This is a genomic window from Sphingopyxis sp. YR583, assembly GCF_900108295.1.
Lineage (GTDB): Bacteria > Pseudomonadota > Alphaproteobacteria > Sphingomonadales > Sphingomonadaceae > Sphingopyxis.
Genome location: NZ_FNWK01000001.1, coordinates 1,639,886 through 1,664,991 on the forward strand (window position 1 = coordinate 1,639,886; position 25,106 = coordinate 1,664,991).

Below are 25,106 nucleotides of genomic sequence, written 5' to 3' on the forward strand. Positions count from 1 at the left end.
TCAGATAGGCGCCGCGCGGCGGCTCGGCAACCTAATCAAGACCAGCGCGGCACCGACGAGCATACCGCCGAAAATATCGACCGGGCCGAGCAGTTCGTCGAACATCAGCCAGCCGGCCAGCGCGGCGATCGCGGGCTGGATGAGCAGCGTCAGCCCGAGCACAAGCGGCGAGAAGCGCGGCAGCGACCAGATCATCAGCCCTTGCCCGACGACTTGGCTGGTCAGCGCGAGCAGGACCAGCGGGGTCCAGTCGCGCGGCACGATCGCTTCCCCGAGCGCCAGCGCGGTGCCAAGCAGCACGGGGACGCAGACGACCGAGGCGATACCGAGCGCGGTCCATGGCGCGAGCGTGCCGCGCACCCGCTGCATCAGGATGACATAGATGGTGTACAACACGCCCGCGAGCAGGCTCAGCAAGTCACCGAGCAGATAGTCGGCCGATATTTCATAGCTTTGTCCCATGAGCAGCGCCGATCCGGCGAAAGCGAGCAATACCGCGAGCGCCTGCCACCCGCGCGGCCATGTGCGCGTCAGATACACACCCCACAGGACGAGCAGCAGGCTCGCGCAATTGCCGAACAGCGTCGCATTGGCGATCTTGGTATGGAGGATGCCGATGTGCCAGGTCGCAAGGTCGAGCGCGAAAAAAATTCCGGCGATCGCCGCGACCAGCATCGCCCGACGCGGCGGCGCCCTGCCGCCACTTTCGCGCCAGGCAAAGAGCAGGATCAGGGGCAGCGCGATCGTCATCCGCCAGAAGGCCGAGGCGGCCGGCCCGGTATCGGCAAGTCGCACGAGCATGGCGCCGAGCGACAGCGCGACATTGCCGCCGATCAGCGCGGCGAACGCCCAGCGCCCGGCCCCGTTGCCGATGCCCTCGTCAATCCTGTCCATCTTCGCTGTCATTTAGATTTTCTTTTGCTACGTACCATTGTGCCGGCACCGCTGCATCCATAGCTTCGCGGGCCATAGCGACGACCGATGGGGCCGTCGCGAAGAAAGTGAAACGTGGAGGAACCATGGCCGTATCACTATTCGATCCGATCAAATTGGGCGCGATCGACGCCCCCAACCGCATCGTCATGGCGCCGCTGACGCGGGGCCGCGCCGGACCCGGCTTCGTGCCGAACGAACTCGCGCTCGAATATTATCGCCAGCGCGCGTCGGCGGGGCTGATCATCTCCGAAGCCACCGGCATTTCGCAGGAAGGCCTTGGCTGGCCGAGCGCGCCCGGTCTGTGGACCGATGCGCAGGTCGAAGGCTGGAAGCCGGTGACCGACGCCGTGCACGAAGCCGGCGGGCGCATCGTTGCGCAGCTTTGGCATATGGGCCGGCTCGTCCATTCAGTGTTCAACGATGGCAAGCCGCCGGTATCCGCCTCGGCGACCGTGGGCGAAGGCCGCGCGCACACGCCGGTCGGACGCCGCGATCTCGAAGTCGCGCGCCCGCTCGAGCTGAACGAGATTCCGCGCGTGATCGCCGATTATGTCCACGCCGCCGAAAACGCGAAGAAGGCGGGCTTCGACGGGGTGCAGTTGCACGGCGCCAACGGCTATTTGATCGACCAGTTCCTGCGCGACAATTCGAACCTGCGCGACGATGATTATGGCGGCTCGGTCGAGAACCGTATCCGCCTGCTGCGCGAAGTGACCGAAGCGCTGATCGGCGTTTGGGGCAAGGATCGCGTCGCGGTACGCCTGTCGCCCAACGGTGCCACGCAGGGCGTCGATGACAGCGCGCCCGAGAAACTGTTCCCGGCTGCCGCTGCGGCGCTCGATGCACTCGGCATTGCCTTCCTCGAACTGCGCGAACCCGGTCCCGAGGGCACCTTCGGCAGCACCGAAGTGCCCAAGCAGTCGCCCGCCATCCGGCAGGCGTTCAAGGGGCCGCTGATCCTGAACAGCGATTATGACGTGGCGTTGGCCGAAGAGGCGCTTGCGAACGGCGCGGCCGATGCGATCGCCTTTGGGCGCCCCTTCATCGGCAATCCCGACCTGGTCGAACGGATCCGGGATGGCGCCGAATGGGCGGCGGACAATCCGCAGACCTGGTATTCGCCGGGCCCCGTGGGTTACACCGACTATCCGGCGCTGCAGCCGGCATGATGGATATGATCCGGGCGGCTCACGCCGTCCGGATCATCCTTTTTCGGCGAGCGCCTTGTCGATGATCCCGGCGCCGATCGGTCCCAGGACATTGCCGCCGAAGCGAAACAGCGCGAAAACGCCCACGAAGAGGATCAGCGGCTCGACGAAAGCCAGGACGATCGCCGCGATCACCAATCCGAAGAACAGCATCATGAAGCCGCCGGTCAGTTCGGCCTGCCCCTTCTGACCCAGTTCGATCGTGCGCGGCCCCTTCGAATCCCACCATCTCGCGGTGACGACGGTTTTCCGCCCACCGGTTTGCGCCGGCGGCGATGACCGCTGCGGAATGCGAGCGGCTGGCGGCTTGCCGGTCGTCTTCTGGCTCCACGGCTGCTTGCGATTCATTTCGGCGACGGCGGCCGCCATACGCTCGTTCGGGGCCCGCGGCGGCTCGCGCCGCGATATCGGTGCAGCCTGCACAATCGGCGCGGGATGGGGTTCTGCCGGACGCGCCGCCGGCCGGATCGCTTCGACCCCCATCTTGCGATCGTAAAGGTCCATCCGCTCGGCCGCGGTCGGCGGGGTCTGGCCGGTTTCCTTGTCGATCACCACCAGCCGGCCGCCGCGTTCGACGACGGAGAAACGGCTGGGAGGCGGACGATCAACCAATGCCGAATTGTTCCTTCAGCGCGAGCATGGCGAGTGCGGCCTTTGCCGCTTCGCCGCCCTTATCCTTGCGCGTCTTGTCGGCGCGCGCAAGCGCCTGTTCTTCATTCTCGACCGTCAGGATGCCGTTGCCGATCGCAAGCCCGTCGAGCGTCAGCGCCATGATACCGCGCGCGCTTTCGTTCGAAACGACCTCGAAATGATAGGTTTCGCCGCGGATCACGACACCGAGGGCGACATAGGCATCGTAACGGCCGCTGTCGGCGGCGAGCGAGATCGCCGCGGGCACTTCGAGCGCGCCGGGGACGGTCACCGTGTCGTGGCTGTGCCCCTCGGCCTCGAGCGCGCTGCGCACGCCGTCGAGCAGCATGTCGTTGAGGTGGCTGTAAAAACGGGCTTCGACGATCAGGACATGCGCCATCAGGCTTCTCCGGGAATGGGACGTTCGCCGACGACCGACAGGCCATAGCCTTCGAGACCGACGATATTGCTGTGAGTGGGGGTGAGCAGTTCCATCGCATGGACGCCAAGGTCGGCAAGGATCTGCGCACCGATGCCATATGTGCGCAGGTCCATGCCGCCGCTCGGCGCCGGGGTGGCATCGGCATCGGCCGAACCGGGCAGCGGACGCATCAGCATCACGATGACGCCCGAACCGGCTTCGCCGATCGCGTCCATCGAGCGCTGCAGGCGGCGCTTCTTCGGACCCGGACGGCCCATGATGTCGTCAAAGATCGACACGGGATGCATGCGCACCAGCGTCACGCCTTCGGGGTCGACCGGCCCCTTTTGCAGCACCAGATTGACGCTGCCGTCGATCTTGTTGCGATAGGATTTCAAACGCCAGTCGCCGCCATAGTCCGATTCGAACGGTTCGTCGGACACGCATTCGACCAGCCGGTCGCTGCGGTTGCGATAGGCGATCAGGTCGGCGATCGTCCCGATCTTGAGCCCGTGGCGCCGCGCGAAGGGAACCAGGTCGTCGAGGCGCGCCATCGTGCCATCATCGTTCATGATCTCGCAGATCACGCCCGAGGGGTTGAGCCCGGCGAGGCGCGCGATGTCGACCGAAGCCTCGGTATGACCGGCACGGACGAGTACGCCGCCGTCGCGCGCGATCAGCGGGAAGATATGCCCCGGCGTGACGATATCGTCGCGGCTCTTGCCCGCGTCGATCGCGACCGCAACGGTACGCGCGCGATCGCCCGCCGAAATGCCCGTGGTGACGCCTTCGCGCGCCTCGATCGAGGTGGTGAAGGCGGTTTCGTGCCGCGTGCCGTTCTGGCGGCTCATCAGTTCGAGCCCGAGCGTATCGACGCGCGTCTTGGTGAGCGTCAGGCAGATCAGGCCGCGGCCGTGCGTCGCCATGAAGTTGATCGCATCGGGAGTCGCCATCTGCGCCGGAATGACGAGGTCGCCCTCATTTTCGCGGTCCTCATCGTCGACGAGAATGAACATGCGCCCGTTGCGCGCCTCGGCGATGATTTCCTCGGGCGTCGCCATCGGCGACAGGTCGCTGCCATTCGCGAGCCAGTTTTCGAGCTTGCGCAGCGTTTCGGCGGTCGGATTCCAGCCGGGCGAATCGAGGTCGCGCAGGCTGTTGGCGTGGAGGCCCGCGGCACGGGCGAGACCCGAGCGGGACATCGCCCCGTCGTCGACGATGGCGCGGATGCGATCGATGAGCTGTGTAGACATGGAATTCGTTTCTCACATCATAATGTGAGTGTCAATATCCATATCACATTGCGCTGATCAGTTCGGGCCGATCTGGGGTCCGAGATCGCGCACCGGCGCGTCGGGCTTGGCGTCGAGGATCGCCGTCATCTGTCCGGTGCGGTCGTCGCGCTTGGCGTAATCGCGCGCCGACATGCCAGCGACATGGTCCGCCTTGTCAGGGTTGGCGCGATTGCGCACGAGCAGACGCACCATTGCGACATTCTTGCTCTGGACCGCCAGGATCAGCGCGGTTTCGCCGCGCCGGTTCGTCTGGTCGACGGGCGCCTTCTCCTTGAGCAATTCGTCGGCGCCGTCGGTGAAATTGATCAACGCGGCGTGCATCAGCGGGGTCACGCCCTGCCGGTCGCTGACCGACGGATCGGCGTCCTTGGCGAGCAGCCAGCGCAGCCAGCTGGTGTCGCGTCGCTTGGCGACGATGATCAGCGCGGTTTCGCCCGTGTCGGGGTTGCGCGTATTGATGAAGGACGGATCGCCCTTCAACGCATCGGTCGCCTTTGTCCCGTCGCGGCTTTCGACCGCCTGCAGAAAGGCATAGCCGCCCCGGAATTGCGCATGCGCGGGACTGAGCAGCAGGCCCGTTGCCCCGACCAGCAGAGCGAGGAAAGCGGCGAGGCGGAATTCCGCACGGCGAAACATGATCGGCGACCCCTGGGGCAATTTGTCCGCCGCTGGCGCGACGACAATGGTTGATTTTCCGCGGCTAGCCGACCAAGGCTGGCTGCATGATGAATATCGCAAATATGGGACAAAGGCTGGTCCGTGCAAGCCTGATGATCGCTTTTGGTGCCGCGCTCGCAGGGTGCAGCGGCGGCGGCGATGCGCCGACGGCGAAGCCCCCGCTCGAAGGCGCGCGCATCGGCGGCGCCTTCACGCTCACCGACCAGAATGGCAAGACGGTCCGCGACACCGATTTCGCGGGCAAATATCGCCTCGTCTATTTCGGCTACAGCTTCTGCCCCGACATCTGCCCGGTCGACCTGCAAAAGCTGATGCGCGGCCTGTCGCAGTTCGAAAAGGCCGATGCGGCGCGCGGCGCCAAGGTCGTTCCGCTGTTCATCACCGTCGATCCCGAGCGCGACACGCCCGAAGCCTTGAAGCCCTTTGTCGCGCGCTATCATCCGCGCCTGCTCGGCCTCACCGGCACGCCCGAACAGATCGCAGCGGTCGCGAAATCCTATGTCGTAACGTACAACAAGGTGCCGGGCTCGGCGCCCGACCGCTATCTGATGGCGCACAGCCAGCTTGCCTTTCTGATGGATCCCGCCGGCAAGCCGGTTGCGCTGCTGCCGCTCGACGACCCATCGTCCGACATCGACGAAGGCGCGCCCGCGGCGGTCGCGGCCGAGCTGGCGAAATGGGTCAAGTAGAGCCCCGGGAGGCGCGTCCCTTCTGGGAAGCGCCGCTTGCTACGCTCGACGCGGGGCAATGGGAGGCGCTGTGCGACGGCTGCGGCAAATGCTGCCTGCACAAGCTTGAAGACGAAGATACGGGCCGCATCTATCCGACCAATGTCGCGTGCCGCCTGATCGACCTTAAAACCGCACGCTGCAGCGACTACAAGCATCGCCGCCGCCACGTTCCCGATTGCCTGACCCTGACCAGGGCCAAGGTCGACGATCTCGAATGGCTGCCGCAGACCTGCGCCTATCGCCTGCGCGCCGAGGGCGAACCGCTGCCCGACTGGCATTATCTGGTCTGCGGCGACCGCGATGCCGTGCACCGCGCTGGCGAATCGATCGTCGGCTGGACGGTCGGCGAGGATATGGCCGGACCGCTCGAGAATCATCTTGTCGAACGCGTCGTCTGACTTCGCGCCCGACGGACCGCACATCTGGGTCGGCGACGAAGCCTGGCCGGTGCGTGTCGTGCGCCACGCGCAATCGCGGCGCTACCGGCTCGTCTTCGATGGCGCGCGCGGCGAACTGCGGCTGACCGTCCCGCGCCGGACCAACGAACGCGCGGCTTTGAAATGGGCCAGCGAACAGCAGGCATGGCTCGTCGAACAGGTCGGCAAGGCGGCGCTTCCCGTCATCGTCGGTCCCGGTAGCACGGTCCCCTTTCTTGGCATCGAACGGCATATCGACTGGGATCCCGCCGCGCCGCGCGCGATCGGTCTCGATGGCGAAAATTTGCGGGTCGGGGGCCCTCGCGAAACCGTCGGTCGGCGCATCGAACGCTGGCTGAAAGGACAGGCGCTCGACCTGATGGAACGCGAAAGCCGCGCGATCGCCGGGACGGCAGGCCTGTCGGTGGGCCGCGTCGGCATCGGCGATCCGCGAAGCCGCTGGGGCAGCTGCACCCACGACGGCGACCTGCGCTATAGCTGGCGGCTGGTGATGGCGCCCGATCATGTCCGCCGCGCGACGGTCGCGCACGAAGTCGCGCATCTTCGTCACATGGACCACAGCGCGGCGTTCCACGCCCTCGTCGACGAATTGCACGACGGCGATGTCGCCGCGGCGCGCGGCTGGCTACGCCGCGAAGGGCGCTCGCTCCACCGCTATCGCTTCAACGCCTGAGCGCGCCTAGTCGGACGGGTCGGCGGGTGGTCGCGGTTGCGATCCCTTCGCCGGCGGCGGCGGAGCTGCCTTCGGTACGGTCACAATCCTCGGCTGGCCGCCATTCTTCGGCGCCGCGCCATTATCGCCGGAACCGCGCCGTCCCGTCTGCTCCTCGATCCATTGCTGATCGAGCACCGGCCCGTCTTCGGGCGGAGGCGGGGGCGCCGCGCCCTCGGGCGGACGGCTGTCATAGGGCAGCTCGATCGGCATGCCATTCTCGTCGACGAACCCCTCTTCGCCGGGTTCGCCCATATAGGCCTCGCCCTCGTCCTCGAGCTGCCATTCGGGCAGCACGACTTCGGTGTCGAACTGCTCGACCGGACGCCGCGCGACCGCGACGCGCATATAATCGGCAAAGGCCTTGGCCGGCGCGCGGCCGCCCTGCAGCCCGCCGACCGGCTTCGCATCGTCGCGTCCCATCCAGACGCCCGTCGTGATCCCGCTGGAGAAGCCGAGGAACCAGCCGTCCTTGTTGCTCGACGTCGTCCCGGTCTTGCCTGCGACGGGGCGGCCGATCTGCGCCGCCTTGCCCGTCCCGGTGTTGACCGCGGTCTGGAGCAGGTCGGTGATCCCCGCCGCGACCCAATGGTCGACCAGCGTCGTCCCGCGCTCGGCGGGCCGTTGATAGAGCAGCTCGCCGCTCGCGGTCGTGACCTTGGTGATGCCATAGGGCTGCACCGACACGCCGCCACGCGACACCGCGGCAAAGGCCGCGGTCATGTCGATCACGCGCACTTCGGCGCTGCCCAGCACCATCGAGGGATGTGTGTTGACGGGCGTGGTGATCCCGAAGCGTCGCGCCATGTTGGCGACCGCCGAGAAACCGACCTCGTCGCCCAGCTTCGCCGCGACGGTGTTGACCGAATAGGCAAAGGCGCTGCGCAGGTCCATCGTGCCCGAAAAGCGGCCCGACGAGTTCCGGGGCGACCAGCCGTTGATCGTCACCGGTTCGTCGACGACCTTGTCATTGACCTTATACCCCGCCTCGAGCGCCGCCATGTAAACGAAAAGCTTCCACGCCGATCCCGGCTGGCGCAGCGCCTGCGTCGCCCGGTTATAGTTCGACGCGACATAGTCGCGGCCGCCGACCATCGCGCGCACCGCGCCGTCGCGGTCGAGCGATACCAGCGCGCCCTGCACGCCCTTCGGCGTATCGGCCTGGATCGCCGCGGTCGCGGCGCGCTGCATGCCGAGGTCGATCGTCGTATAGACGTCGAGCGCCTCGCTGCCCTCGTCGATCAGCATGTCGAGCTGCGGCAAGGCCCAGTCGCTGAAATAGCGCGCGCTATTCTGTCCGGTTTCCTTCGCGAGCTGGACGTTGGCTGGCTCGGCGCTGTCGGCCTGCGCGCGCGTGATGACGCCCGCATCGACCATCACGTCGAGCACGACGCCGGCGCGGCCGAGCGCGGCCTGCGCATCGGCGGTCGGCGAGTAACGCGACGGCGCCTTGACCAGCCCCGCGACGACCGCGGCCTCGGACAGCGACATTTCGGTCGCGCTATGGCCGAAGAAGCTGTTCGACGCGGCGTCGATGCCATAGCTGCCGCCGCCGAAATAAACCTTGTTCAGATAGAGCTCGAGGATCTGGTCCTTCGAGAATTTCCATTCGAGCGCGAGCGCGAGGATCATTTCGCGCGCCTTGCGCTTGAAATCATAGCTGTTCGACAGGAAGATATTGCGCGCGAGCTGCTGCGTGATCGTCGAGGCGCCCTGCAGGCGTCGGCCGCTGCCGCGATTCTGCAGCGCCACGGCCGCAGCGCGCGCCATGCCGACGGGATCGAGCCCCGGATGATAACGAAAGCGACGGTCCTCGACCGCGACCATCGCGTCCTGCATGACCTGCGGCGTTTCGCGCAAGGTCAGCCAGCGGCCGTAATTCGGCCCGAGCGACAGGAAGACGGTGCCGTCGGCGGCGCGGACGCGGATCGTCTGCCCCGCCGGCGACTTCTTGAGTTCCTCGAAGCTCGGCATCCGCTGCACCGCGATGCCGACCGCCACCGCCAGCGCGACGAGACCGACGACCGCGAGGCCAAGGCCCCAGCGGAAGGCGCGGCGAAGCCACACGCGCCAACGCGGCGGCTCGCCACCGGGCGTGCCGCCGCGCTTGCTGGACGATGACGATTTATTCGACGAAGCCTGCTGTCTTTCGCGGCGCAAAGCCGGTGTTCCTTCCCTCACTGCGCCCCTGATGCGTCAGTCCGGGAAGGGGTTTTCAATCCTTGCCGGTTGACGCCTCATCCTGCCCGCGGTCCGTGAAGTCAAGCGCCGCGCTGTTGATGCAATAGCGCAGGCCCGTCGGTCCGGGGCCGTCGGGAAAGACGTGGCCGAGGTGGCCCTCGCATTTGGCGCAGCGGACCTCGGTGCGGACCATGCCGTGGCTGGTGTCGGTCAGCTCCTTGACCGCGCCGCCTTGGGCGGGCGCAGTATAGCTCGGCCAGCCCGACCCGCTGTCGAACTTGGTGCGGCTATCGAACAGGGGTTCGCCGCAGTCGGCGCAGCGATAGACGCCGTCGCCCTTATGGTCGGTATATTTACCGGTGAACGCCCGCTCGGTACCGCCTTCGCGCAGCACATGGTGCGCCATCGGGTCGAGCGTCTTTCTGGTTTTCGGATCGGTCATGGACAGTCTCCTTTGGACGGGCCTTTTCTGGCACCATCGCGGTTGCTCATAATATCGGCGCGGCGCCGTGCGACTGCAAGGGGTGCGGTCAGCGCGGGTCGATCCGCGTCGCCTGCGATATCATTCGTACCAGCGACGGGAAAAGTGACGCAGCGTGGGGAATAAATCTGGCGGCGCCCGGGCTTTCGCCCATGCGCCAGACGAGGTTGGCGAGCGCGAAGGGCCGCGTCATCCGCGCGGCAAGCCGTTCCTGAAAGGCAGGCGCCGCCGCACCGCCGCCGTGACGCCACGCCGACACCGCGGCTTCGGCGCTCGCGAGCGCGAGGCCCATGCCTTCACCGGCAAGGCTCGGGATCACGCCCGCCTGATCGCCCAGCCGAAACAGTCCCGGCGCCGTATCGCGCGTGCGCCAGCCATAGGGGACGTGCCCGATCGCATCGACACCGCGCGACCAATCGGCATATGCCAGTCGCGCGCCGAGATGCGGCATCGTATCGCCCAACGCGCGCAGCAGTGCCACCGGATCGCCGCCCGCTTCGTCAAGCCGCGATTTATGGACGGCGAGGCAGAGATTCCCGCTGCCGTCCTCCTGTTGCACCAGCCCGGCATAGCCGCGATCGAACAGATGGAGTTCGACCGCGTCACCGACCAGCCGACCAAGCGCCGGATGCGCCGGAAGCCGCAACCGTAGCCCCATTGCCGGATCGGCGCGCTGCCATTGCACAGGATCGCGTGCGAAGCCCCGAAAGCCATGCTTGCCCGCCGCGAGGAACATTGCGGGCGCCGCCAGCGCCGCGCCATCGCGCGTCCGTACCGCGCCGCTGTCCAGCGCCGCCGCGTGAATGCCATATTCGAGGCCGACCCCGGCCGCCGCGGCGGCGGCTTGCAGCATGCCGTCGAGACGATGGCGCGAAACCCCCATCGCTTCGCCGGGTAGCGCCGTCTCGCTCTGCCGGTCGCCCGCAAACAGGCGCACATAATGCACCGCCTGCCCACCAAGCGCGGCGCGCTCGATTCCGAGCGCGTCGAGCCGCGCCAGCGTCTGCCAGCTCAGGAAACCGCCGCACAGCGCATCGCCCGTTTCGCGCGCGCGTTCGAGCAAGAGCGTCTTTGCGCCCGTCCGCGCCAGTCCGATCGCCGCGGCCGACCCGGCGGGTCCGGCACCAACAACGATCGCGTCGCTCACCTTATATGCTCGACGCAGAGCCGATACGGAAAGCTGCGGAAGATCCGGCAATCGCCTGCCGTGCCGGGCAATGCTTCGGCCAGCATCGCCCGCCATTCGCCGCGGCGGAAGCTGCGCCCGACCGACAATTGCCCGTCGCGGCGGACGATGGGATCGACGAAGGCCAGTGCGGCAAGCAAAGGATAGCCGGCAAAGGGTAGGCGCTGGCGATGGAGGTCATTGATCAGCCAGCCCCGTGCGGCTTCGGTTTCCATGAAAAGCAAGAATTCGGTGCGCTGCGTCGGCGTCATATGATGGGTCACAAGGCTGGAGATGATGATGTCCCACCGCTGCCCCGCCAGCGCGCGATAATCGCCGGTGATCAGCCGAGCCCGCGCCCCGAGCCGCATCGCCGCCACCGCCTCGCTCTTGCGGTTGAGGTCGACGCCGACCAGATCGAGCGCGACCCCGCGCTTGTCGCCCCAGTGCGCGATGCGCGCGAGCATGTCGCCCGCACCGAAGCCGACGTCGAGGATGCGCCAGGGCCGGTCGCCGACACCGCGTGCGCGGATGCGATCGAGAAAGCCCAGCGTCGGGCGGGGAGCCATCGTCAGCGCGTTGATACGCGACAGGTCGGCGAGCACCCGCGCATAGCGTTCCGGCGGCAGCTCGGCCGCGTCCATCTCCTCTTCGCGGACAATCGGGACGCGAAGGCTGGCGAAGGGGTTCATGCCCTGAAACGGATCGCTTCGGCGGCGAGCCCCGGGCCAAAGGCGATCGCAATCCCCTCGCCCGCCGCGCCGCGCGCCATCATCTCGGCGAGCACGAACAATATCGTCGCCGACGACATATTGCCGAAGCGCGCGAGCACCGCGCGGCTGTCGGTCAAGGCCTCGGGTGGGACCGCCAGCGCATGCTCGACCGCGTCGAGCACCGAGCGGCCGCCGGCGTGGACCGCGAGCAAGGGCGGTGCGCCGCTATCGCCGAACAGCTCGCGCTGAACGCCCGGATCGGCAAGCGTCTCGCGCAGCCGCCCCGGCACCTCGCCCGACAGGGTCATCTCGAACCCCTTGTCGCCGATGTCCCATCGGATCAGCTCTTCGCTGTCGCCCAGCGCGAGACTGCGCCCTTCACCCAGCGCAAACCCGTGCGGATCGGCGGACACGATCCCCGCCGCCGCGCCGTCGCTGAACTGCAGCATCGCGAGCAAGGGTTCGGGCTGGTCGGCGAGGCTGAGGTGGAGCGTCGACAGCTCGACGCTGACCACAAGCACCACGGCCTCGGGCTCGGACCGCACGATGTGCCGCGCGGTGCGCAGCGCGGTGACCCCGGCGTAACAGCCCATGAAGCCGATCAGCACGCGTTCGACCGTCGGTGCCAGCCCCAGCCGCCGCGCGAGAATCTGGTCGATCCCGGGCGCGACGAAACCGGTACAGCTCGCGACGACAAGATGCGTGACGCGCGCCGGGTCGAACGCGTCGCCCAGCCCTGCGATCGCCTGCATCGCGAGGTCGGGGGCGTGCCGCGCATAGGCCGCCATCCGCACCGACGTCGGCGGCAGGCCGGGGACATCGTAAAAGCCGCCCGCGGCGACCGGCGAGCCGCCATTGGCCGTCGGCGGCAACACCGACCAGCGATGATCGATCCCCGACCGCGCGGTCATCCGCGTGAAGATCGCACGCATCCGCTCGTCGGCCAGCCGCGGCGTCGCCCAGTCGATGAAGGATTGATGGATATCATGCCCCGGCACCGCGGTGGCGAGGGCGTTCAGCCGGGGAGGCAGCGATGGTCTGCTCATTGCGAAGATGTGACCGAAAAGCGGCGGACTCGCCAGCGATTAGCGCTTCCGCGGCTTTACGGCGGCTTAACCATGAACAGGCTACACGGGAACGCGTGAAAACGCGCTTGTTCCTCGGAGCCATATTGGCTTTTTCCGGCCCGTCGGCGGCGGCGGCACAATGCCTGCTCTGCACGCAGGAAAAAACAGCAGGCGTTGCGGCAAACAAGGTCGAAACACCGCTGCGCATCGATGTCGAAACCCGACTCGACATGGGCCGCATCGCGGTCGGTGCGATGGGGGGAGAGGTCGAAGTCGATCCCGCCTCGGGCGTCCGCCGCGTGCGCGGCAATGTCATCGATCTCGGCGGTTTCGCGCTCACCGGCACCGTCACCGTGCGCGGCGAACCGGGAGCCGCGGTCCGCGTCATCCTCCCCACGAGCGTCGACCTCGAAAGCGGTCACGGCCACACCGTGCGCGTCAACAGCCTAACCACCGACCTCGCGGCCGCACCGCGCCTCGGTGCCGACGGCCGCCTCCAGTTCCGTTTCGGTGGCCGATTACAAGTCGCCGGCCTCGACGACGGCGATTATCGCGGGCGGATTCCGGTGACGGTGGAATATCAATAGAGTCGGTGTTCGCTCGGGAAATTTAGTCCCGTAATCCAAAGAGCGCCGTCCCGACGCGCACATGCGTCGCGCACAGCATAACCGCGGTTTCATAATCGCTGCTCATTCCCATAGAGCGTAGCGGCAGGCCGTGGCGCTCGGCAAGTTCGTTGAGAAGCGCGAAAAAGGGCGCGGGTTCGATATCGGCCGGCGGGATCGCCATCAGCCCGTCAATCGCCAGCCCGGCATCCTTCGCTTCGGCCAGCAGGGCGGGAAGGTTGGCGACCGTGCAACCACCCTTCTGTTCCTCATCGCCGATATTGACCTGGACGAAGAGTCGCGGCTGTCTGCCCGCCTTTTGGCACGCCTTTGCGAGCGCCTGCACCAGCGAACTGCGATCGACCGAGTGGATCGCATCGAACAACGCGATGGCTTCCTCGGCCTTGTTCGATTGCAGCTGGCCGATCAGGTGAATCACGACATCGGTGGTTTCGGCGCGCAGTTCGGGCCATTTCGCTGCGGCCTCCTGCACGCGATTCTCGCCGAAGTGGCGCTGGCCCGCGGCGATTAGCGGACGGATCGCGGCTGCGTCGTGGGTCTTCGAAACCGCTATCAGGCAGATTTCATCGGTCTTGCGCTGCGCGCGCTTCGCCGCGTCGGCGATATGGGCCTGCACATCCGCCAGCCGGTCTGCTGCTTCGCTCATCTTCTCGTTTCCGTCCCGCGCGTTGCGTGCGCTCGCGACGCGCCTATAGAAAGTCCAATGCGCGCACGCCACCCCCTGCCGAGAACATGGCTGTTCAGCGACGAACGGACAAAGGTCGGCACGGTCGAACTCGCCGCGCTGCTTCCGCCCGGCAGCGGCATCGTCCTTCGCCACGACCGCTTGGCGCCCGGTGCGCGCTGGCGCTTGATGCGGCGCCTGATGCGCATGGCTCGACTGCGCCGACTGACCGTACTTCTCGCGGGATCGCCCGCAATTGCGCGCCGCTGGGGCGCGGACGGCGTCCATCTGCGCCAAGGTGCAGCGCGCCATGCGGCACAGACGCGTCGGCTAGGCCTGTTGCTGACGATGCCAGTCCACGACAGACGTGAAGCGCGCACCGCGCGCCGCGCAAGCGCCGATGGCGTTTTCATCTCGCCGCTTCATCCGACCCGCTCGCATCCCGGCGCGCCCACGCTGGGGCATGCCGCTTGGCTGCGACTTGCACGGCTCGCGGGCGCGCAGCCGATCGCGCTCGGCGGAATGACGAAAGCGCGGGCGCGGGCGCTAAACCGCCTGAACGGAATCAAGCCCGGTTGGGCAGCGATCGATGCTTGGGAAGAACAGGCGACGAAGCGCCGAAAACGTCAGAAGCGGAACGCGGTTCCGACATAGACCGCCTGACTGTCGCGACGCGTATCGGTCAGCGGCTCGACGCGGTCGTCGCTCTTGTAACGGACGCCGGCGGTAACATCGATATTCTTCGTCAAGCGATAGCTGCTGACGACATCGACGGCCGACGCTTCGCCGGGAGCGGTGACGCGATCGGTTGCCCCGCTCGGGTCGCTTGGGCGGTTGACCATACGCGTGGCGAAGCGCGACTTCTTTTCGTCCTGTTCCGGAGCCTTCGCGACCGGCAGATTGCGAAGGTCGGTGCCGCGCGGCAGCGCTGGCGTGACGAATTTCTCGAATCCGACCGATGCACCCAGATTATAGGCGACCGGCGTTATCGCGATCGGCGCGGTGCGGCCGGCCGCGAGGGCCGAGGTGCGCGCCGCGCTCGAAGCGTCGTCACGTGCACGCGTCACGACGGTGATCGCGCGATTCTTGGCACCGTCGTCAGGAAGCGCGGGCGTGAAGCTGAAGCCGCTCCGCTGTTCCGCCGACATCTTGTTATAGCGTGCGATCAGCCGTTCGTCGCCCGACGCCGGGGTGAACTGGCCGAGCAGAGCTTCCGAAAGCGTGGTGTCGCGGATCCGGTCGCTGCTCGACATCGCGGCGAGGGCCGGCGGGAGCGCAAGCGAAACCACCGCAAAAGCGGTGAGGCTTCCCTTCCAAAAATGTCGCGACGTCCGCGCCATTGCTCTGCGACTCCATCCCCAATCGACTCGTCAGATAGGACTCCTGACGCGATATTGCCAGTGAATCCCACCATATTATCGCACCAAACCCGCTTTTCGCCGAAATTGTTGCGCGATCGTCACAGTGCGTCTCGAATCTGACCAGAATCTGAACGGTCGAATGGCCGAAATTGCCGCGCTTGCCCGATGGCGGCAAGGGCGATAGAGACGCTGGCAATTCCGTAATGCGCGGCCGGCTTTCCCTGATTTCGGCGGCGCCTAATAGATAGGGTATTATCGGCATGTTCCAGCTTTCCGTCCTTGCCAAGCTCGGTCGTCGTTCGGCCACGGCCGCGCTGCTCGGACTTGCGGTGCTTGGCCTTTCGGCCTGCGCAAAGAAGGACCGGCCCCGCGCCGACCTCGCCGCGAGCAAGGTGACGACGATCGGCGTCAACAGCTATTTGTGGCGCGCTTCGCTCGATGCGCTGTCGTTCATGCCCCTGCTTCAGGCCGACTCGGCTGGCGGCGTCGTGATCACCGACTGGTATGCGAACCCGTCGAACCCGGGCGAGCGTATGAAGGTCACCGTCTCGATCCTCGACCAGGATCTGCGGGCCGATGCCCTGCGCATCGCCGCATCCCGCCAGGTTGCGCAGGGCGGCGGCTGGGTCGACGCGCCGGTTCAGGCGGCGACGGTGCAGAAGCTCGAGGAAATCATCCTCACCCGCGCCCGCGACCTGCGTCGCAGCGCCATCAGGGACTAATCCGGCGGCGCCTCTCGCGCCCGCCCATACAGACAAACGGGGTAACCGACGAATGACCCGCGAACCGCGCTTTGGCGCCCTCGCTGCCGACGCCCGCTGGCAAAAGGCGTGGGAGGCGGCGAACAGCTTTGCCACGACCGACACGGCGGACAAGCCCAAGGCCTATATCCTCGAGATGTTCCCTTATCCGTCGGGGCGCATCCATATGGGCCATGTCCGCAACTATGCGATGGGCGACGTTCTTGCGCGCTTCAAGCGGATGACGGGGCATGACGTGCTCCACCCGATGGGCTGGGATGCCTTCGGCATGCCTGCAGAGAACGCGGCGATGGAGAAGGGTGTCCACCCCGGCGGCTGGACGCGCGATAATATCGCGGCGATGCGCAGCCAACTGAAGCGGCTCGGCCTCGCGATCGACTGGAGCCGCGAACTCGCGACCTGCGAACCCGATTATTATGGGCAGGAACAGGCCTTGTTCCTTGACCTGTTTGCGCACGGCCTCGTCACGCGCAAGCACAGCTACGTCAATTGGGACCCGGTCGACATGACTGTGCTCGCGAACGAGCAGGTAATCGACGGCCGCGGCTGGCGCTCGGGCGCGCTCGTCGAGAAAAAGAAACTATCGCAGTGGTTCTTGAAGATCACCGACTTCGCCGAGGAATTGCTCGAAGGGCTGGGCAGCCTTGACAGCTGGCCCGACAAGGTACGGCTGATGCAGGAAAACTGGATCGGCAAGTCGCAGGGCCTCGAATTCAGCTTCAAACTGGCTGGCGGCGCGGCTGGCTTCGACGTCTTCACGACGCGTCCCGACACTTTGTTCGGCGCAAGCTTCGCCGCGATCTCGCCCGATCATCCGCTGGCTGAAAAGCTCGCCAAGGATTCGCCCGAGCTCGCGGCATTCATCGAAGAATGCCGGCGCCAGGGCACGGCCGCCGAACAGATCGACACCGCCGAGAAAATGGGGTTCGACACCGGCATTTCGGTCGAGCACCCACTCGATCCCAACTGGCACCTGCCGGTCTGGGTCGTGAACTATGTGCTGATGGATTATGGCACCGGCGCGATCTTCGGCTGCCCCGCGCACGATCAACGAGATCTTGATTTTGCGCATAAATATGAACTGCAAGTCCATCGTGTGATCGCCGATGGCGATGAGACCGCGCAGCATTTCACCGGAACCGAGGCCTACACGGGACCGGGCAAGCTGGTGAACAGCCACTTCCTTGACGGGATGACGATCGACGAAGCCAAAGCGGCCGTAATCGCACGCGCGGAGCATGAGGGCTGGGGCAAGGGCACGACCGTGTGGCGCCTGCGCGACTGGGGCGTCTCGCGCCAGCGCTATTGGGGCACCCCGATCCCCTTCATCCATTGCTCGGCGTGCGGCATGGTGCCCGTGCCCAAGAGCCAGCTCCCCGTCGTGCTGCCAGAGGACGCCGATTTCTCGGTCCCGGGCAATCCGCTCGACCGCCACCCGACGTGGAAACATGTCGCCTGTCCGTCGTGCGGCGGCGAGGCGGTGCGCGAGACGGATACGCTCGATACCTTCGTCGATTCGAGCTGGTATTTTCTGCGCTTTGCGAGCGCCCCGTCGGACAAGCCCTTCGATCCCGAGGTGATCCGCCGCTGGCTGCCCGTCGACCAGTATATCGGCGGCATCGAACATGCGATCCTTCACCTGCTCTACGCACGCTTCTGGACGCGCGCGCTGAACAAGCTGAGGATGATCGACATCAAGGAGCCATTCGCCAGCCTGTTCACACAGGGCATGGTAACGCACGAAACCTACAGCCGTGCGCAGGGCGAAGGCCTGCCGGCGCTCTTCTTCACCCCTGACGAGATTGAGCGCAGTGCCGACGGCGCGACGCTGACCGCCGACGGAGCGCCGGTCGACATCGGTCGCGTGATCAAGATGTCGAAGTCGAAGAAGAATGTCGTCGATCCGGACGCCATCCTTGACCAATATGGCGCCGACGCTGCGCGCTGGTTCATGCTCTCCGACAGTCCGCCCGAGCGCGACCTGCCGTGGAGCGAGGCCGGCATCGAAGGCGCATGGCGCTTCGTCCAGCGCCTGTGGCGACTGTTCGGCGACACCGAAAATGTCGGCGACGGGTCGGAAGACAAGGCGCTTGCGCGCAAGCTACATCAGGCGATCGCGGGCGTCGCCGCCGATATCGAGGCGCTCGGCTTCAACAAGGCGGTTGCCAAACTTCACGCGCTCGCCAATGAAATCGAGAAGGCCCGGCCCTCGGCCACCCGTGCCGAGGCGTGCCGCACCTTGATCCTGCTCGTCGCACCGATGCTGCCGCACCTCGCCGAAGAAGCATGGGCCGCACTTCCCGAAGGCGGGCGCACGACCGCGATGATCGCCGACGCCGCGTGGCCTGCCGCCGATCCGGCACTGCTCGTCGATGACGAGGTGACAATCGCGATCCAGATGGCGGGTAAGCTGCGCGACACGATGACGATCGCCAAGGGTCTCGACAAGGAAGCGACGGAGGCCGCGGCGCTCGCCCGCCCGCGCATCGTCGAGCTGCTTGCCGGCGCGGCGCCGAAGAAGGTGATTGTGGTGCCCGACCGTTTGGTGAATATCGTTCCCTGATGCGCTTGCTTCTCGTCTCCTGCCTCGCGGCCGCTTCGCTGACCATCGGCGGCTGCGGACTGCGCCCATTATACGCAAACGGCAGCAAGGGAGCGGTGGCGCAGGTGCTCGCCGACGTCGATGTTGCGGCGATCGAGGGGCATAGCGGCTGGCTCGTGCGCAATGCGCTCCGCGACCGGTTGCAGGCCACGCAGGGCGGCGAGGGGGCAGGCAAGCGCCTACGTCTCGACGTCCGGCTCGAGGATTCGATCACCGGCTTCGGCGTCCGCGCCGACGATGCGGTGACGCGCGAGCGGCGGACGCTGCGCGCCCGCTACCAGCTCGTAAACGCCGCGACGGGCGAAGTGCTGCTCGACGCCACGGCGTTCTCCGACGCGGGGATCGACGTCGTCGGCAGCGAATATGCGACGATCGCCGCCGAATCTTCGGCGCTCGAGCGCCTGTCTTCGGCGGTTGCCGACCAGATCGTCGCGCGGCTTGCGGTCTTCGCGAACCGCGGCGGCGGACAGCCGACCGAAACACCCGCGCCCACCGGGCAATGAAGACGGTCAAACCGAACGAACTCGAACGCCTGTCGCGCCTCGATCCCGCGGTTCGCTTCACCCTCCTTACCGGTCCAGACGAAGCGACGATGGAAGCCATCGCGGCGCATCTGCTCGTCCTTGCCGGCAAGGACGCCGAACGGCTCGATCTGACCGGATCGCAGCTCTCGCAAGACCCCTCGCTGCTCGCAGCCGAGGCCGCGTCGATGTCGCTCTTTTCGTCAGCGCGCGTGATAAAGGTCGAGCTCTCTGGCAGTGGCGACGACGGTCTCGCCGCGGTCGAAGCACTGCTTGCTGCCGAAACGGCAATCAATCCGGTGATTGCGACCGGCGCGTCGGTCACCGCCAAATCGAAACTCGTCAAGCTGGTCGAAGGATCGGACCATGCCGTCGCCGCGATCTGCTATCAGCCAGACCGGCGCCAACTCGTCGGCATCGCAATGGCGGCCGGGCAAGAACAGGGGCTGCGGCTCGGCAATGCCGAGGCACAATTGCTCGTCGATCTCGTCTCGGGCGATCAGGCGTTGATGCGGCGCGAGATCGAAAAGATCGCGCTTTATCTCGACGCGGGTTCCGACCGGCAACGTCAGGTCACCGCGGCCGACATTGCCGCGCTCGGCGCCGCAACGCATGAGGAAGATGTCAGCGAATGCATCAACGTCGCGCTCGGCGGCAAGGTGCGCGAGCTTCCCGAGATGCTGGCGACCGCGGCGGCGGTCGGCGTCGCCGAGATCCGCATCATCCGCGCGCTCGCGATCCGCGCCACGGCGCTGGCCCGCCTCCGCGCCGAAGTCGACGGCGGCGCGCACCCTGCAACCGTCGTGTCGGCACGAACCAGCGGCATTTTCTGGAAAGAACGCGACGCGGTCACCGCCCAGCTCCACATCTGGGATTCGGTGCGCATCGCGCGGCTGATGAGCCGGCTGCTCGATTGCGAACGCACGCTCAAGGCATCGGGCACCGCAGGCGCCGTGCTATTCCGCAAGCTGATGACCGACATCACGCATCAGGCGGCGCGGGCACGGTAGGCAAAACAGCCGTCCCCAAGCGAAGAGGCGACGCGGAGCTCCCGCTCCGCTCCGCCTCGACAATGGTTCCAGTGGAAACCATCGCCCCCCCGCCCGTTCCGAAAAGCCGTGGGTCGCAGAAAGCTGCCGGCCGGGACGAAGCTCGGAAAATCAGTCGTTTGTTTCAGGTCCTCGCCAAATCCCCATCTTTGGCGCTACGCCATAATTCTCCTCGCGCGCCGCCGTTCGAAAGCGGACGACGCAATTATGACGCAGCCTGCGCGCATAAAATTGTAAGAACCCGACAGCAAACGACGGTCGAACATTGTTTTTCATGCCTTTTGCGCGCTAAAATGAGACACATGCCGCAAAGCGACGCATCTCGTCCTTCTTCGACCGGCGCGCGCATCTCGACGCGCTTCTTCCCGCTGTCGCCCGCTCTGCGCCCCTATGTCAGTACCATCTATCTCAGCGAAGTGACCGTGGGCGACGGCGATCGGATCGAGGATTATCTGCACCCCGAATGGGCAAATCTGCGTTTTGTCGAGGGCGAGCCTCCGCGCGCGGCGATCGGTGACAGCCCGGTGGTCGCGGCTCCGCGCTTCATTGCGACCGGCCCGACGAGCACCGCGACCTATTTTGCGGCAGGCAATATGCGCGTCTGGGGCATCGGCATCCTGCCGATGGGATGGGCGAAGTTCATTCCCCTGTCCGCCGAAGAGCTGGCCGACCGCCTGACCGACGGCAGCACGCACCCGGCCTTCGCATCCTTCGCGCCCCTGCTCGAAACCTTGCGACGAATAAACGACGTCGACGCCGCGGCCGCGCTGATCGACGCGCATGTCTGCGCGCTCCTCGCCGATGCGCCGCCGGACGATCCCGTGATTCTCGCCGCGCACCGCGCACTGGTGGACGACGAGGTAACGAGTGTCGCCGATCTTTCGGCGAAACTCGGCCTCTCCGAACGCTCGATCGAGCGCCTGAGCCACCGCGCTTTCGGCTTTTCGCCCAAGCTGTTGTTGCTGCGCCAACGCTTTCTGCGCAGCCTTGCGCGCTTCATGCTCGATCCGTCGATGGCGTGGATCGATACGATGGATCATCATTATTATGACCAAGCGCAGTTTACACGCGACTTTCAGCGTTTCATGGGGATGAGCCCACGCGACTATGCCGGACGCCCGAAACCGATCCTGGGCGCTGCGGCTTTGGCGCGGGCGGCAGCCGCCGGTGCCGCGGTTCAAGGCCTGCACAAACCCGCGGGATAGGCAGGCCCGTTTCCGCCAAGTGACTTGACCGGCGCGGCGCGTTCGGTGCAAGCGGCAGGCGACGGACGCGCGGGTATCCGCCCCATCCACAAGACCCAGAGAAATGCACGCCGGCAGCGCCAGCGCCGCCGGAACAGGACGAACGACAATGAGCGACATTCAGGCCATCCAGACCCGGCTGGTGGACGATATAGCGGCGGCGGCCGATCTCGACGCGATCGAAGCGCTGCGCGTCGCCGCGCTCGGCAAGGCAGGGAGTATCACCGCCTTGCTCAAGACACTGGGCGGCATGACCCCCGACGAGCGGCAGGCGCAGGGTCCGGCGATCCACGCGCTGCGCGAAACAGTCACCGCCGCGCTCGCCGCGCGGAAGGCGGCACTCGATGCCGCGGCGCTCGACGTGAAGCTCGCGGCCGAGGCGATCGACATGTCCCTGCCCGCCGACACGGCCCCGCGCGGGAGCGTTCATCCGGTCAGCCAGGTGATGGACGAACTTGCCGAAATCTTCGCCGACATGGGCTTTGCCGTCGCGACGGGTCCGGAAATCGAGGACGACTGGCGCAATTTCACCGCGCTCAACATCCCCGACACGCACCCCGCGCGCGCGATGCATGACACTTTCTATTTCCCCGACACCGACGCCGAAGGCCGCACGATGCTGCTGCGCACGCACACCTCGCCGGTGCAGATTCGCACGATGATGAGCCAAGAGCCGCCGATCCGGATCATCGCGCCCGGCCGCGTCTATCGTAGCGACAGCGACGCGACGCACACGCCGATGTTCCATCAGGTCGAAGGTCTCGTTATCGATCGCGGCATCCATATGGGGCATCTCAAATGGACGCTCGAGACGTTCCTCAAGGCCTATTTCGAGCGCGACGATATCGTGCTGCGCCTGCGCCCGAGCTATTTCCCCTTCACCGAACCGTCGGCCGAGGTCGATGTCGGTTATAAACAGGAAAAGGGCCGCCGCATCGTCGGCGGCAACGGCGACGACGAGGGTCATGCGTGGATGGAGCTGCTCGGCAGCGGCATGGTGAATCGCCGCGTCATCGCCAATTGCGGACTCGACCCCGACGAATGGCAGGGCTTCGCTTTCGGGGTCGGCGTCGACCGGCTGGCGATGCTGAAATATGGCATGGACGACCTGCGCGCCTTCTTCGACGGCGACCTGCGCTGGTTGTCGCACTATGGATTCAACGCGCTGTCGGTACCAACGCTCAGCGGGGGGATTTCGGCATGAAGATCACCCTCGACTGGCTCCGCGAACATCTGGACGGCGACTATGATGTCGCCGATGTCGTCGCGACATTGAACCGCATCGGCCATGAGGTCGAAGGCGTCGAGAACCCGGCCGAAAAGCTCGCCGGTTTCCGCGTCGCCAAGGTATTGACCGCCGAGAAACATCCGCAAGCCGACAAGCTGCAGGTGCTGACCGTCGACACGGGCGACGGCGGCGCGCCCCTGACCGTCGTATGCGGCGCCCCCAACGCGCGTGCGGGCCTGATCGGCGTGCTCGGCCTGCCCGGCGCGGTGGTGCCTGCGAACGGTATGGAGCTGAAGGTCGCCGCGGTGCGCGGCGTCGAATCGAACGGCATGATGTGTTCGACGCGCGAGCTCGAGCTCGGCGACGATCATGACGGGATCATCGAGCTGCCCGCCGACGCGCCGATCGGAACGCCCTTTGCCAATTATAGCGGTGCGGGCGATCCGGTGATCGACATTTCGATCACGCCGAACCGGCAGGACTGCATGGGCGTGCGCGGCATCGCGCGCGACCTCGCCGCCGCCGGGCTTGGCACGCTGAAGCCGCTCGACGTCCCGACGATCACCGGCGAAGGCGCCCCCGCGACCGAAATCGCTACCCTCGATACCGAAGGCTGTCCCGCCTTCTTCGGCCGTACCATTTCAGGCGTCACCAACGGCACCGCACCCGAATGGATGCGACGCCGGTTGGAGGCCGTCGGCCAGCGTTCGATTTCGGCGCTCGTCGACATCAGCAATTATGTGATGTTCGACCTCGGTCGCCCGAGCCATATCTATGACCGCGCCAAGCTGACCGGTGCGCTCGTCGCGCGCCGCGCGAAGGACGGCGAAACGGCGACCGCACTCAACGGGAAGGAATATACACTCACCGACACGATGACGGTGCTTGCCGACGACAGCGGCGTCCACGACATCGCGGGCATCATGGGCGGGGAGCATAGCGGGTGCAGCGAGGCGACCACCGACGTGCTGCTCGAGATCGCTTATTTCATGCCCGAGCGCATCGCGCTGACCGGACAGGCGCTTGGCCTGACCAGCGACGCGCGCAGCCGCTTCGAGCGCGGCGTCGATCCGGCGTTCCTCGACGATGCGACCGCGATCGTCACCGCGCATGTGCTCGCGATCTGCGGCGGTACGCCGTCGGCCGTGACGCGCGCAGGCGCACCACCCGCCGAGGTGAAAACGGTCGATTATGATCCGACGCTGTCGGCGACGCTCGGCGGCATCGCGATCGCCCCCGAACGGCAGAAGGACATCCTCGCTGCGCTTGGTTTCGCCGTGATCGAACAGGGCGGCCGGTGGCAAGTCGCGGTACCGAGCTGGCGCCGCGATATCGACGGCGCACCCGACATCGTCGAGGAAGTCACGCGGATCACGGGCTTCGATGCGATCTCGTCGGTCGCGCTGCCGCGCGTCGATGGCGTCGCGAAGCCGACCGCTACGCCCGAGCAGCTTACCGAACGCCGTCTGCGCCGCGCCGCAGCTGCGGCCGGGTTCGACGAAGCGGTGACATGGTCGTTCATCAGCGAAAGCGAGGCCGCGCCCTTTGGCGGCGGCGCCTGGTCGCTTGCCAATCCGATCAGCGAAGAGCTGAAGGTCATGCGCCCGTCGCTGCTTCCCGGCCTGCTCGCCGCGACGCAGCGCAACCAGAATCGCGGCGCGGGCAGCATCCGGCTGTTCGAGATCGGCCGCCGCTATCTGGCCGATGCCGAGCATCCGACGCTCGCCGTCGTCATGGCGGGCGACAAGCGCGCACGCGGCTGGCAGGCGGGCAAGGCGGCGGCGTTCGACGCGTTCGACGCCAAGGCTGCCGCGCTGGCGCTGCTTGAGGCGGCCGGCGCCCCCGCCGACCGCCTGCAGGTGATGGAGGCCGTGACCGGCGGCAACATCTGGCACCCCGGCCAGTCGGCGACGCTGCGCCTCGGCCCCAAGGCGGTGCTCGCCGAGTTCGGCGCGCTCCACCCGCTGCTCACCCGCGCCTTCGATGTCGATGGCCCCGTGATGGCGGTGCAGATCTTCCTCGATGCGATTCCGGCGAAGCGCGCGAGCGGCCCCGCTCGCGCGGCGTTCACGCCGCCCGCGCTGCAATCCGTTCGCCGCGACTTCGCCTTCTTCGCGCCGACGAGCCTGACCGCCGCCGATCTGGTGCGCGCGATCCGCGGCGCCGACAAGACGAGCATCGTCGATGCCCGGCTGTTCGACCGCTTCGCGGGACAAGGCGTGCCCGAGGGTCAGGTGAGCCTCGCGGTCGAGGTCGAGCTGCAGCCGCTGGAAAAGAGCTTCACCGACGCCGAGCTGAAGGCAATCGCCGACAAGGTGGTCGCAGCGGCCGCAAAGGTGGGGGCAATTTTGCGCGGCTGATTTCGGGATCGGCCGGGGATGAAAGGGAGAGTTTG

The 25,106-nt window shown here is 66.5% G+C and carries 25 protein-coding genes; 13 read left to right on the forward strand and 12 right to left on the reverse strand.

Annotated features, from left to right (window positions below):
* A complete protein-coding gene (locus BLW56_RS07505; RefSeq protein WP_256203341.1) occupies positions 1 to 906 on the reverse strand; it encodes a DMT family transporter in 906 nt (301 codons plus the stop codon).
* Positions 907 to 1,019: 113 nt separating this feature from the next.
* Between BLW56_RS07505 and BLW56_RS07510 the strand changes: the two genes are divergently transcribed.
* Entirely contained in the window at positions 1,020 to 2,105 is a 1,086-nt protein-coding gene (locus BLW56_RS07510) for an alkene reductase (protein ID WP_093509945.1), read from the forward strand.
* Positions 2,106 to 2,138: 33 nt separating this feature from the next.
* Here BLW56_RS07510 and BLW56_RS07515 read toward each other — a convergent pair whose 3' ends face one another.
* Genes BLW56_RS07515 through BLW56_RS07530 form a run of 4 tightly spaced genes read right to left on the reverse strand, consistent with a single transcriptional unit; the run spans position 2,139 to position 5,126 of the window.
* On the reverse strand, positions 2,139 to 2,756 hold the full coding sequence (locus BLW56_RS07515; RefSeq protein ID WP_093509946.1) for a hypothetical protein: 618 nt from the start codon (positions 2,754 to 2,756) through the stop codon (positions 2,139 to 2,141).
* On the reverse strand, positions 2,749 to 3,174 hold the full coding sequence (gene ribH, locus BLW56_RS07520; protein WP_093509947.1) for a 6,7-dimethyl-8-ribityllumazine synthase: 426 nt from the start codon (positions 3,172 to 3,174) through the stop codon (positions 2,749 to 2,751). Before ribH ends, BLW56_RS07515 begins: the two co-directional genes overlap by 8 nt.
* A complete protein-coding gene (ribB, locus tag BLW56_RS07525) occupies positions 3,174 to 4,448 on the reverse strand; it encodes a 3,4-dihydroxy-2-butanone-4-phosphate synthase (RefSeq protein WP_093509948.1) in 1,275 nt (424 codons plus the stop codon). Before ribB ends, ribH begins: the two co-directional genes overlap by 1 nt.
* Positions 4,449 to 4,505: 57 nt before the next feature.
* Positions 4,506 to 5,126, reverse strand: a complete 621-nt coding sequence (locus tag BLW56_RS07530) for an ankyrin repeat domain-containing protein (protein ID WP_093509949.1) — start codon at positions 5,124 to 5,126, stop codon at positions 4,506 to 4,508.
* 86 nt (positions 5,127 to 5,212) lie between these two features.
* On the opposite strand from BLW56_RS07530, the gene BLW56_RS07535 reads away from it, so the two are divergent.
* Genes BLW56_RS07535 through BLW56_RS07545 form a run of 3 tightly spaced genes read left to right on the forward strand, consistent with a single transcriptional unit; the run spans position 5,213 to position 7,009 of the window.
* Positions 5,213 to 5,857, forward strand: coding sequence for an SCO family protein (locus BLW56_RS07535; protein WP_093509950.1), 645 nt, complete (start codon positions 5,213 to 5,215; stop codon positions 5,855 to 5,857).
* On the forward strand, positions 5,845 to 6,297 hold the full coding sequence (locus tag BLW56_RS07540; protein ID WP_093509951.1) for a YcgN family cysteine cluster protein: 453 nt from the start codon (positions 5,845 to 5,847) through the stop codon (positions 6,295 to 6,297). Before BLW56_RS07535 ends, BLW56_RS07540 begins: the two co-directional genes overlap by 13 nt.
* A complete protein-coding gene (locus tag BLW56_RS07545; protein WP_256203342.1) occupies positions 6,278 to 7,009 on the forward strand; it encodes a M48 family metallopeptidase in 732 nt (243 codons plus the stop codon). Before BLW56_RS07540 ends, BLW56_RS07545 begins: the two co-directional genes overlap by 20 nt.
* A gap of 6 nt (positions 7,010 to 7,015) precedes the next feature.
* On the opposite strand, the gene BLW56_RS07550 is transcribed toward BLW56_RS07545, so the two are convergent.
* From BLW56_RS07550 to BLW56_RS07570, 5 genes are all read right to left on the reverse strand, one after another.
* Positions 7,016 to 9,208, reverse strand: a complete 2,193-nt coding sequence (locus BLW56_RS07550) for a transglycosylase domain-containing protein (RefSeq protein ID WP_371262213.1) — start codon at positions 9,206 to 9,208, stop codon at positions 7,016 to 7,018.
* Between the two features lie 55 nt (positions 9,209 to 9,263).
* Entirely contained in the window at positions 9,264 to 9,671 is a 408-nt protein-coding gene (msrB, locus tag BLW56_RS07555; protein WP_093509954.1) for a peptide-methionine (R)-S-oxide reductase MsrB, read from the reverse strand.
* An 88-nt stretch (positions 9,672 to 9,759) separates the two neighbouring features.
* Positions 9,760 to 10,857, reverse strand: a complete 1,098-nt coding sequence (locus BLW56_RS07560) for an NAD(P)/FAD-dependent oxidoreductase (RefSeq protein WP_256203343.1) — start codon at positions 10,855 to 10,857, stop codon at positions 9,760 to 9,762.
* Entirely contained in the window at positions 10,854 to 11,567 is a 714-nt protein-coding gene (locus BLW56_RS07565; protein ID WP_256203344.1) for a methyltransferase domain-containing protein, read from the reverse strand. The genes BLW56_RS07560 and BLW56_RS07565 overlap by 4 nt, the downstream gene beginning before the upstream one ends.
* Complete coding sequence (locus BLW56_RS07570) at positions 11,564 to 12,634, reverse strand: type III polyketide synthase (protein WP_093509955.1); 1,071 nt, start codon at positions 12,632 to 12,634, stop codon at positions 11,564 to 11,566. Before BLW56_RS07570 ends, BLW56_RS07565 begins: the two co-directional genes overlap by 4 nt.
* A 95-nt stretch (positions 12,635 to 12,729) precedes the next feature.
* Between BLW56_RS07570 and BLW56_RS07575 the strand changes: the two genes are divergently transcribed.
* Positions 12,730 to 13,242 carry a DUF4402 domain-containing protein gene (locus BLW56_RS07575; protein ID WP_093509956.1) on the forward strand — a complete coding sequence of 171 codons (513 nt, stop codon included), beginning with the start codon at positions 12,730 to 12,732 and terminating at the stop codon, positions 13,240 to 13,242.
* Between the two features lie 22 nt (positions 13,243 to 13,264).
* Here the strand turns inward: BLW56_RS07575 and BLW56_RS07580 are convergent, their stop codons facing one another.
* Positions 13,265 to 13,927: a YggS family pyridoxal phosphate-dependent enzyme gene (locus tag BLW56_RS07580; protein ID WP_093510848.1), complete on the reverse strand. Its 663-nt coding sequence runs from the start codon at positions 13,925 to 13,927 to the stop codon at positions 13,265 to 13,267.
* 57 nt (positions 13,928 to 13,984) lie between these two features.
* Between BLW56_RS07580 and BLW56_RS07585 the strand changes: the two genes are divergently transcribed.
* A complete protein-coding gene (locus tag BLW56_RS07585; RefSeq protein ID WP_093509957.1) occupies positions 13,985 to 14,599 on the forward strand; it encodes a thiamine phosphate synthase in 615 nt (204 codons plus the stop codon).
* Here the strand turns inward: BLW56_RS07585 and BLW56_RS07590 are convergent.
* Positions 14,572 to 15,285, reverse strand: a complete 714-nt coding sequence (locus BLW56_RS07590) for a hypothetical protein (RefSeq protein WP_093509958.1) — start codon at positions 15,283 to 15,285, stop codon at positions 14,572 to 14,574. The two genes, BLW56_RS07585 and BLW56_RS07590, sit on opposite strands and share 28 nt — an antisense overlap.
* 281 nt (positions 15,286 to 15,566) lie before the next feature.
* On the opposite strand from BLW56_RS07590, the gene BLW56_RS07595 reads away from it, so the two are divergent.
* From BLW56_RS07595 to pheT, 7 genes are all read left to right on the forward strand, one after another.
* Positions 15,567 to 16,028 carry a DUF3576 domain-containing protein gene (locus BLW56_RS07595; protein ID WP_093509959.1) on the forward strand — a complete coding sequence of 154 codons (462 nt, stop codon included), beginning with the start codon at positions 15,567 to 15,569 and terminating at the stop codon, positions 16,026 to 16,028.
* A 52-nt stretch (positions 16,029 to 16,080) separates the two neighbouring features.
* Positions 16,081 to 18,630: a leucine--tRNA ligase gene (gene leuS / locus BLW56_RS07600; RefSeq protein WP_093509960.1), complete on the forward strand. Its 2,550-nt coding sequence runs from the start codon at positions 16,081 to 16,083 to the stop codon at positions 18,628 to 18,630.
* A complete protein-coding gene (lptE, locus tag BLW56_RS07605) occupies positions 18,630 to 19,172 on the forward strand; it encodes an LPS assembly lipoprotein LptE (RefSeq protein ID WP_093509961.1) in 543 nt (180 codons plus the stop codon). The genes leuS and lptE overlap by 1 nt, the downstream gene beginning before the upstream one ends.
* Positions 19,169 to 20,200 (forward strand): DNA polymerase III subunit delta, encoded by a 1,032-nt coding sequence (gene holA / locus BLW56_RS07610; RefSeq protein WP_093509962.1) that lies wholly within the window; start codon positions 19,169 to 19,171, stop codon positions 20,198 to 20,200. Before lptE ends, holA begins: the two co-directional genes overlap by 4 nt.
* Before the next feature lie 332 nt (positions 20,201 to 20,532).
* On the forward strand, positions 20,533 to 21,444 hold the full coding sequence (locus BLW56_RS07615) for a helix-turn-helix domain-containing protein (RefSeq protein WP_256203345.1): 912 nt from the start codon (positions 20,533 to 20,535) through the stop codon (positions 21,442 to 21,444).
* Between the two features lie 148 nt (positions 21,445 to 21,592).
* The gene (gene pheS / locus BLW56_RS07620) at positions 21,593 to 22,687 is read left to right on the forward strand and encodes a phenylalanine--tRNA ligase subunit alpha (protein ID WP_093510849.1); all 1,095 of its coding nucleotides are present in this window, start codon (positions 21,593 to 21,595) and stop codon (positions 22,685 to 22,687) included.
* Positions 22,684 to 25,071: a phenylalanine--tRNA ligase subunit beta gene (gene pheT / locus BLW56_RS07625; RefSeq protein WP_093509964.1), complete on the forward strand. Its 2,388-nt coding sequence runs from the start codon at positions 22,684 to 22,686 to the stop codon at positions 25,069 to 25,071. The genes pheS and pheT overlap by 4 nt, the downstream gene beginning before the upstream one ends.
* Positions 25,072 to 25,106 lie beyond the last annotated feature (35 nt).

What these genes read in the sequence shown, in the direction of transcription:
- BLW56_RS07505 (WP_256203341.1), bottom strand. Translation starts at nt 906, where the DNA reads ATGACAGCGAAGATGGACAGGATTGACGAGGGCATCGGCAACGGGGCC.
- BLW56_RS07510 (WP_093509945.1), top strand. Translation starts at nt 1,020, where the DNA reads ATGGCCGTATCACTATTCGATCCGATCAAATTGGGCGCGATCGACGCC.
- ribH (WP_093509947.1), bottom strand. Translation starts at nt 3,174, where the DNA reads ATGGCGCATGTCCTGATCGTCGAAGCCCGTTTTTACAGCCACCTCAAC.
- ribB (WP_093509948.1), bottom strand. Translation starts at nt 4,448, where the DNA reads ATGTCTACACAGCTCATCGATCGCATCCGCGCCATCGTCGACGACGGG.
- BLW56_RS07530 (WP_093509949.1), bottom strand. Translation starts at nt 5,126, where the DNA reads ATGTTTCGCCGTGCGGAATTCCGCCTCGCCGCTTTCCTCGCTCTGCTG.
- BLW56_RS07535 (WP_093509950.1), top strand. Translation starts at nt 5,213, where the DNA reads ATGATGAATATCGCAAATATGGGACAAAGGCTGGTCCGTGCAAGCCTG.
- BLW56_RS07540 (WP_093509951.1), top strand. Translation starts at nt 5,845, where the DNA reads ATGGGTCAAGTAGAGCCCCGGGAGGCGCGTCCCTTCTGGGAAGCGCCG.
- msrB (WP_093509954.1), bottom strand. Translation starts at nt 9,671, where the DNA reads ATGACCGATCCGAAAACCAGAAAGACGCTCGACCCGATGGCGCACCAT.
- BLW56_RS07565 (WP_256203344.1), bottom strand. Translation starts at nt 11,567, where the DNA reads ATGAACCCCTTCGCCAGCCTTCGCGTCCCGATTGTCCGCGAAGAGGAG.
- BLW56_RS07570 (WP_093509955.1), bottom strand. Translation starts at nt 12,634, where the DNA reads ATGAGCAGACCATCGCTGCCTCCCCGGCTGAACGCCCTCGCCACCGCG.
- BLW56_RS07580 (WP_093510848.1), bottom strand. Translation starts at nt 13,927, where the DNA reads ATGAGCGAAGCAGCAGACCGGCTGGCGGATGTGCAGGCCCATATCGCC.
- BLW56_RS07585 (WP_093509957.1), top strand. Translation starts at nt 13,985, where the DNA reads ATGCGCGCACGCCACCCCCTGCCGAGAACATGGCTGTTCAGCGACGAA.
- BLW56_RS07590 (WP_093509958.1), bottom strand. Translation starts at nt 15,285, where the DNA reads ATGGCGCGGACGTCGCGACATTTTTGGAAGGGAAGCCTCACCGCTTTT.
- BLW56_RS07595 (WP_093509959.1), top strand. Translation starts at nt 15,567, where the DNA reads ATGTTCCAGCTTTCCGTCCTTGCCAAGCTCGGTCGTCGTTCGGCCACG.
- leuS (WP_093509960.1), top strand. Translation starts at nt 16,081, where the DNA reads ATGACCCGCGAACCGCGCTTTGGCGCCCTCGCTGCCGACGCCCGCTGG.
- lptE (WP_093509961.1), top strand. Translation starts at nt 18,630, where the DNA reads ATGCGCTTGCTTCTCGTCTCCTGCCTCGCGGCCGCTTCGCTGACCATC.
- holA (WP_093509962.1), top strand. Translation starts at nt 19,169, where the DNA reads ATGAAGACGGTCAAACCGAACGAACTCGAACGCCTGTCGCGCCTCGAT.
- BLW56_RS07615 (WP_256203345.1), top strand. Translation starts at nt 20,533, where the DNA reads ATGAGACACATGCCGCAAAGCGACGCATCTCGTCCTTCTTCGACCGGC.
- pheS (WP_093510849.1), top strand. Translation starts at nt 21,593, where the DNA reads ATGAGCGACATTCAGGCCATCCAGACCCGGCTGGTGGACGATATAGCG.
- pheT (WP_093509964.1), top strand. Translation starts at nt 22,684, where the DNA reads ATGAAGATCACCCTCGACTGGCTCCGCGAACATCTGGACGGCGACTAT.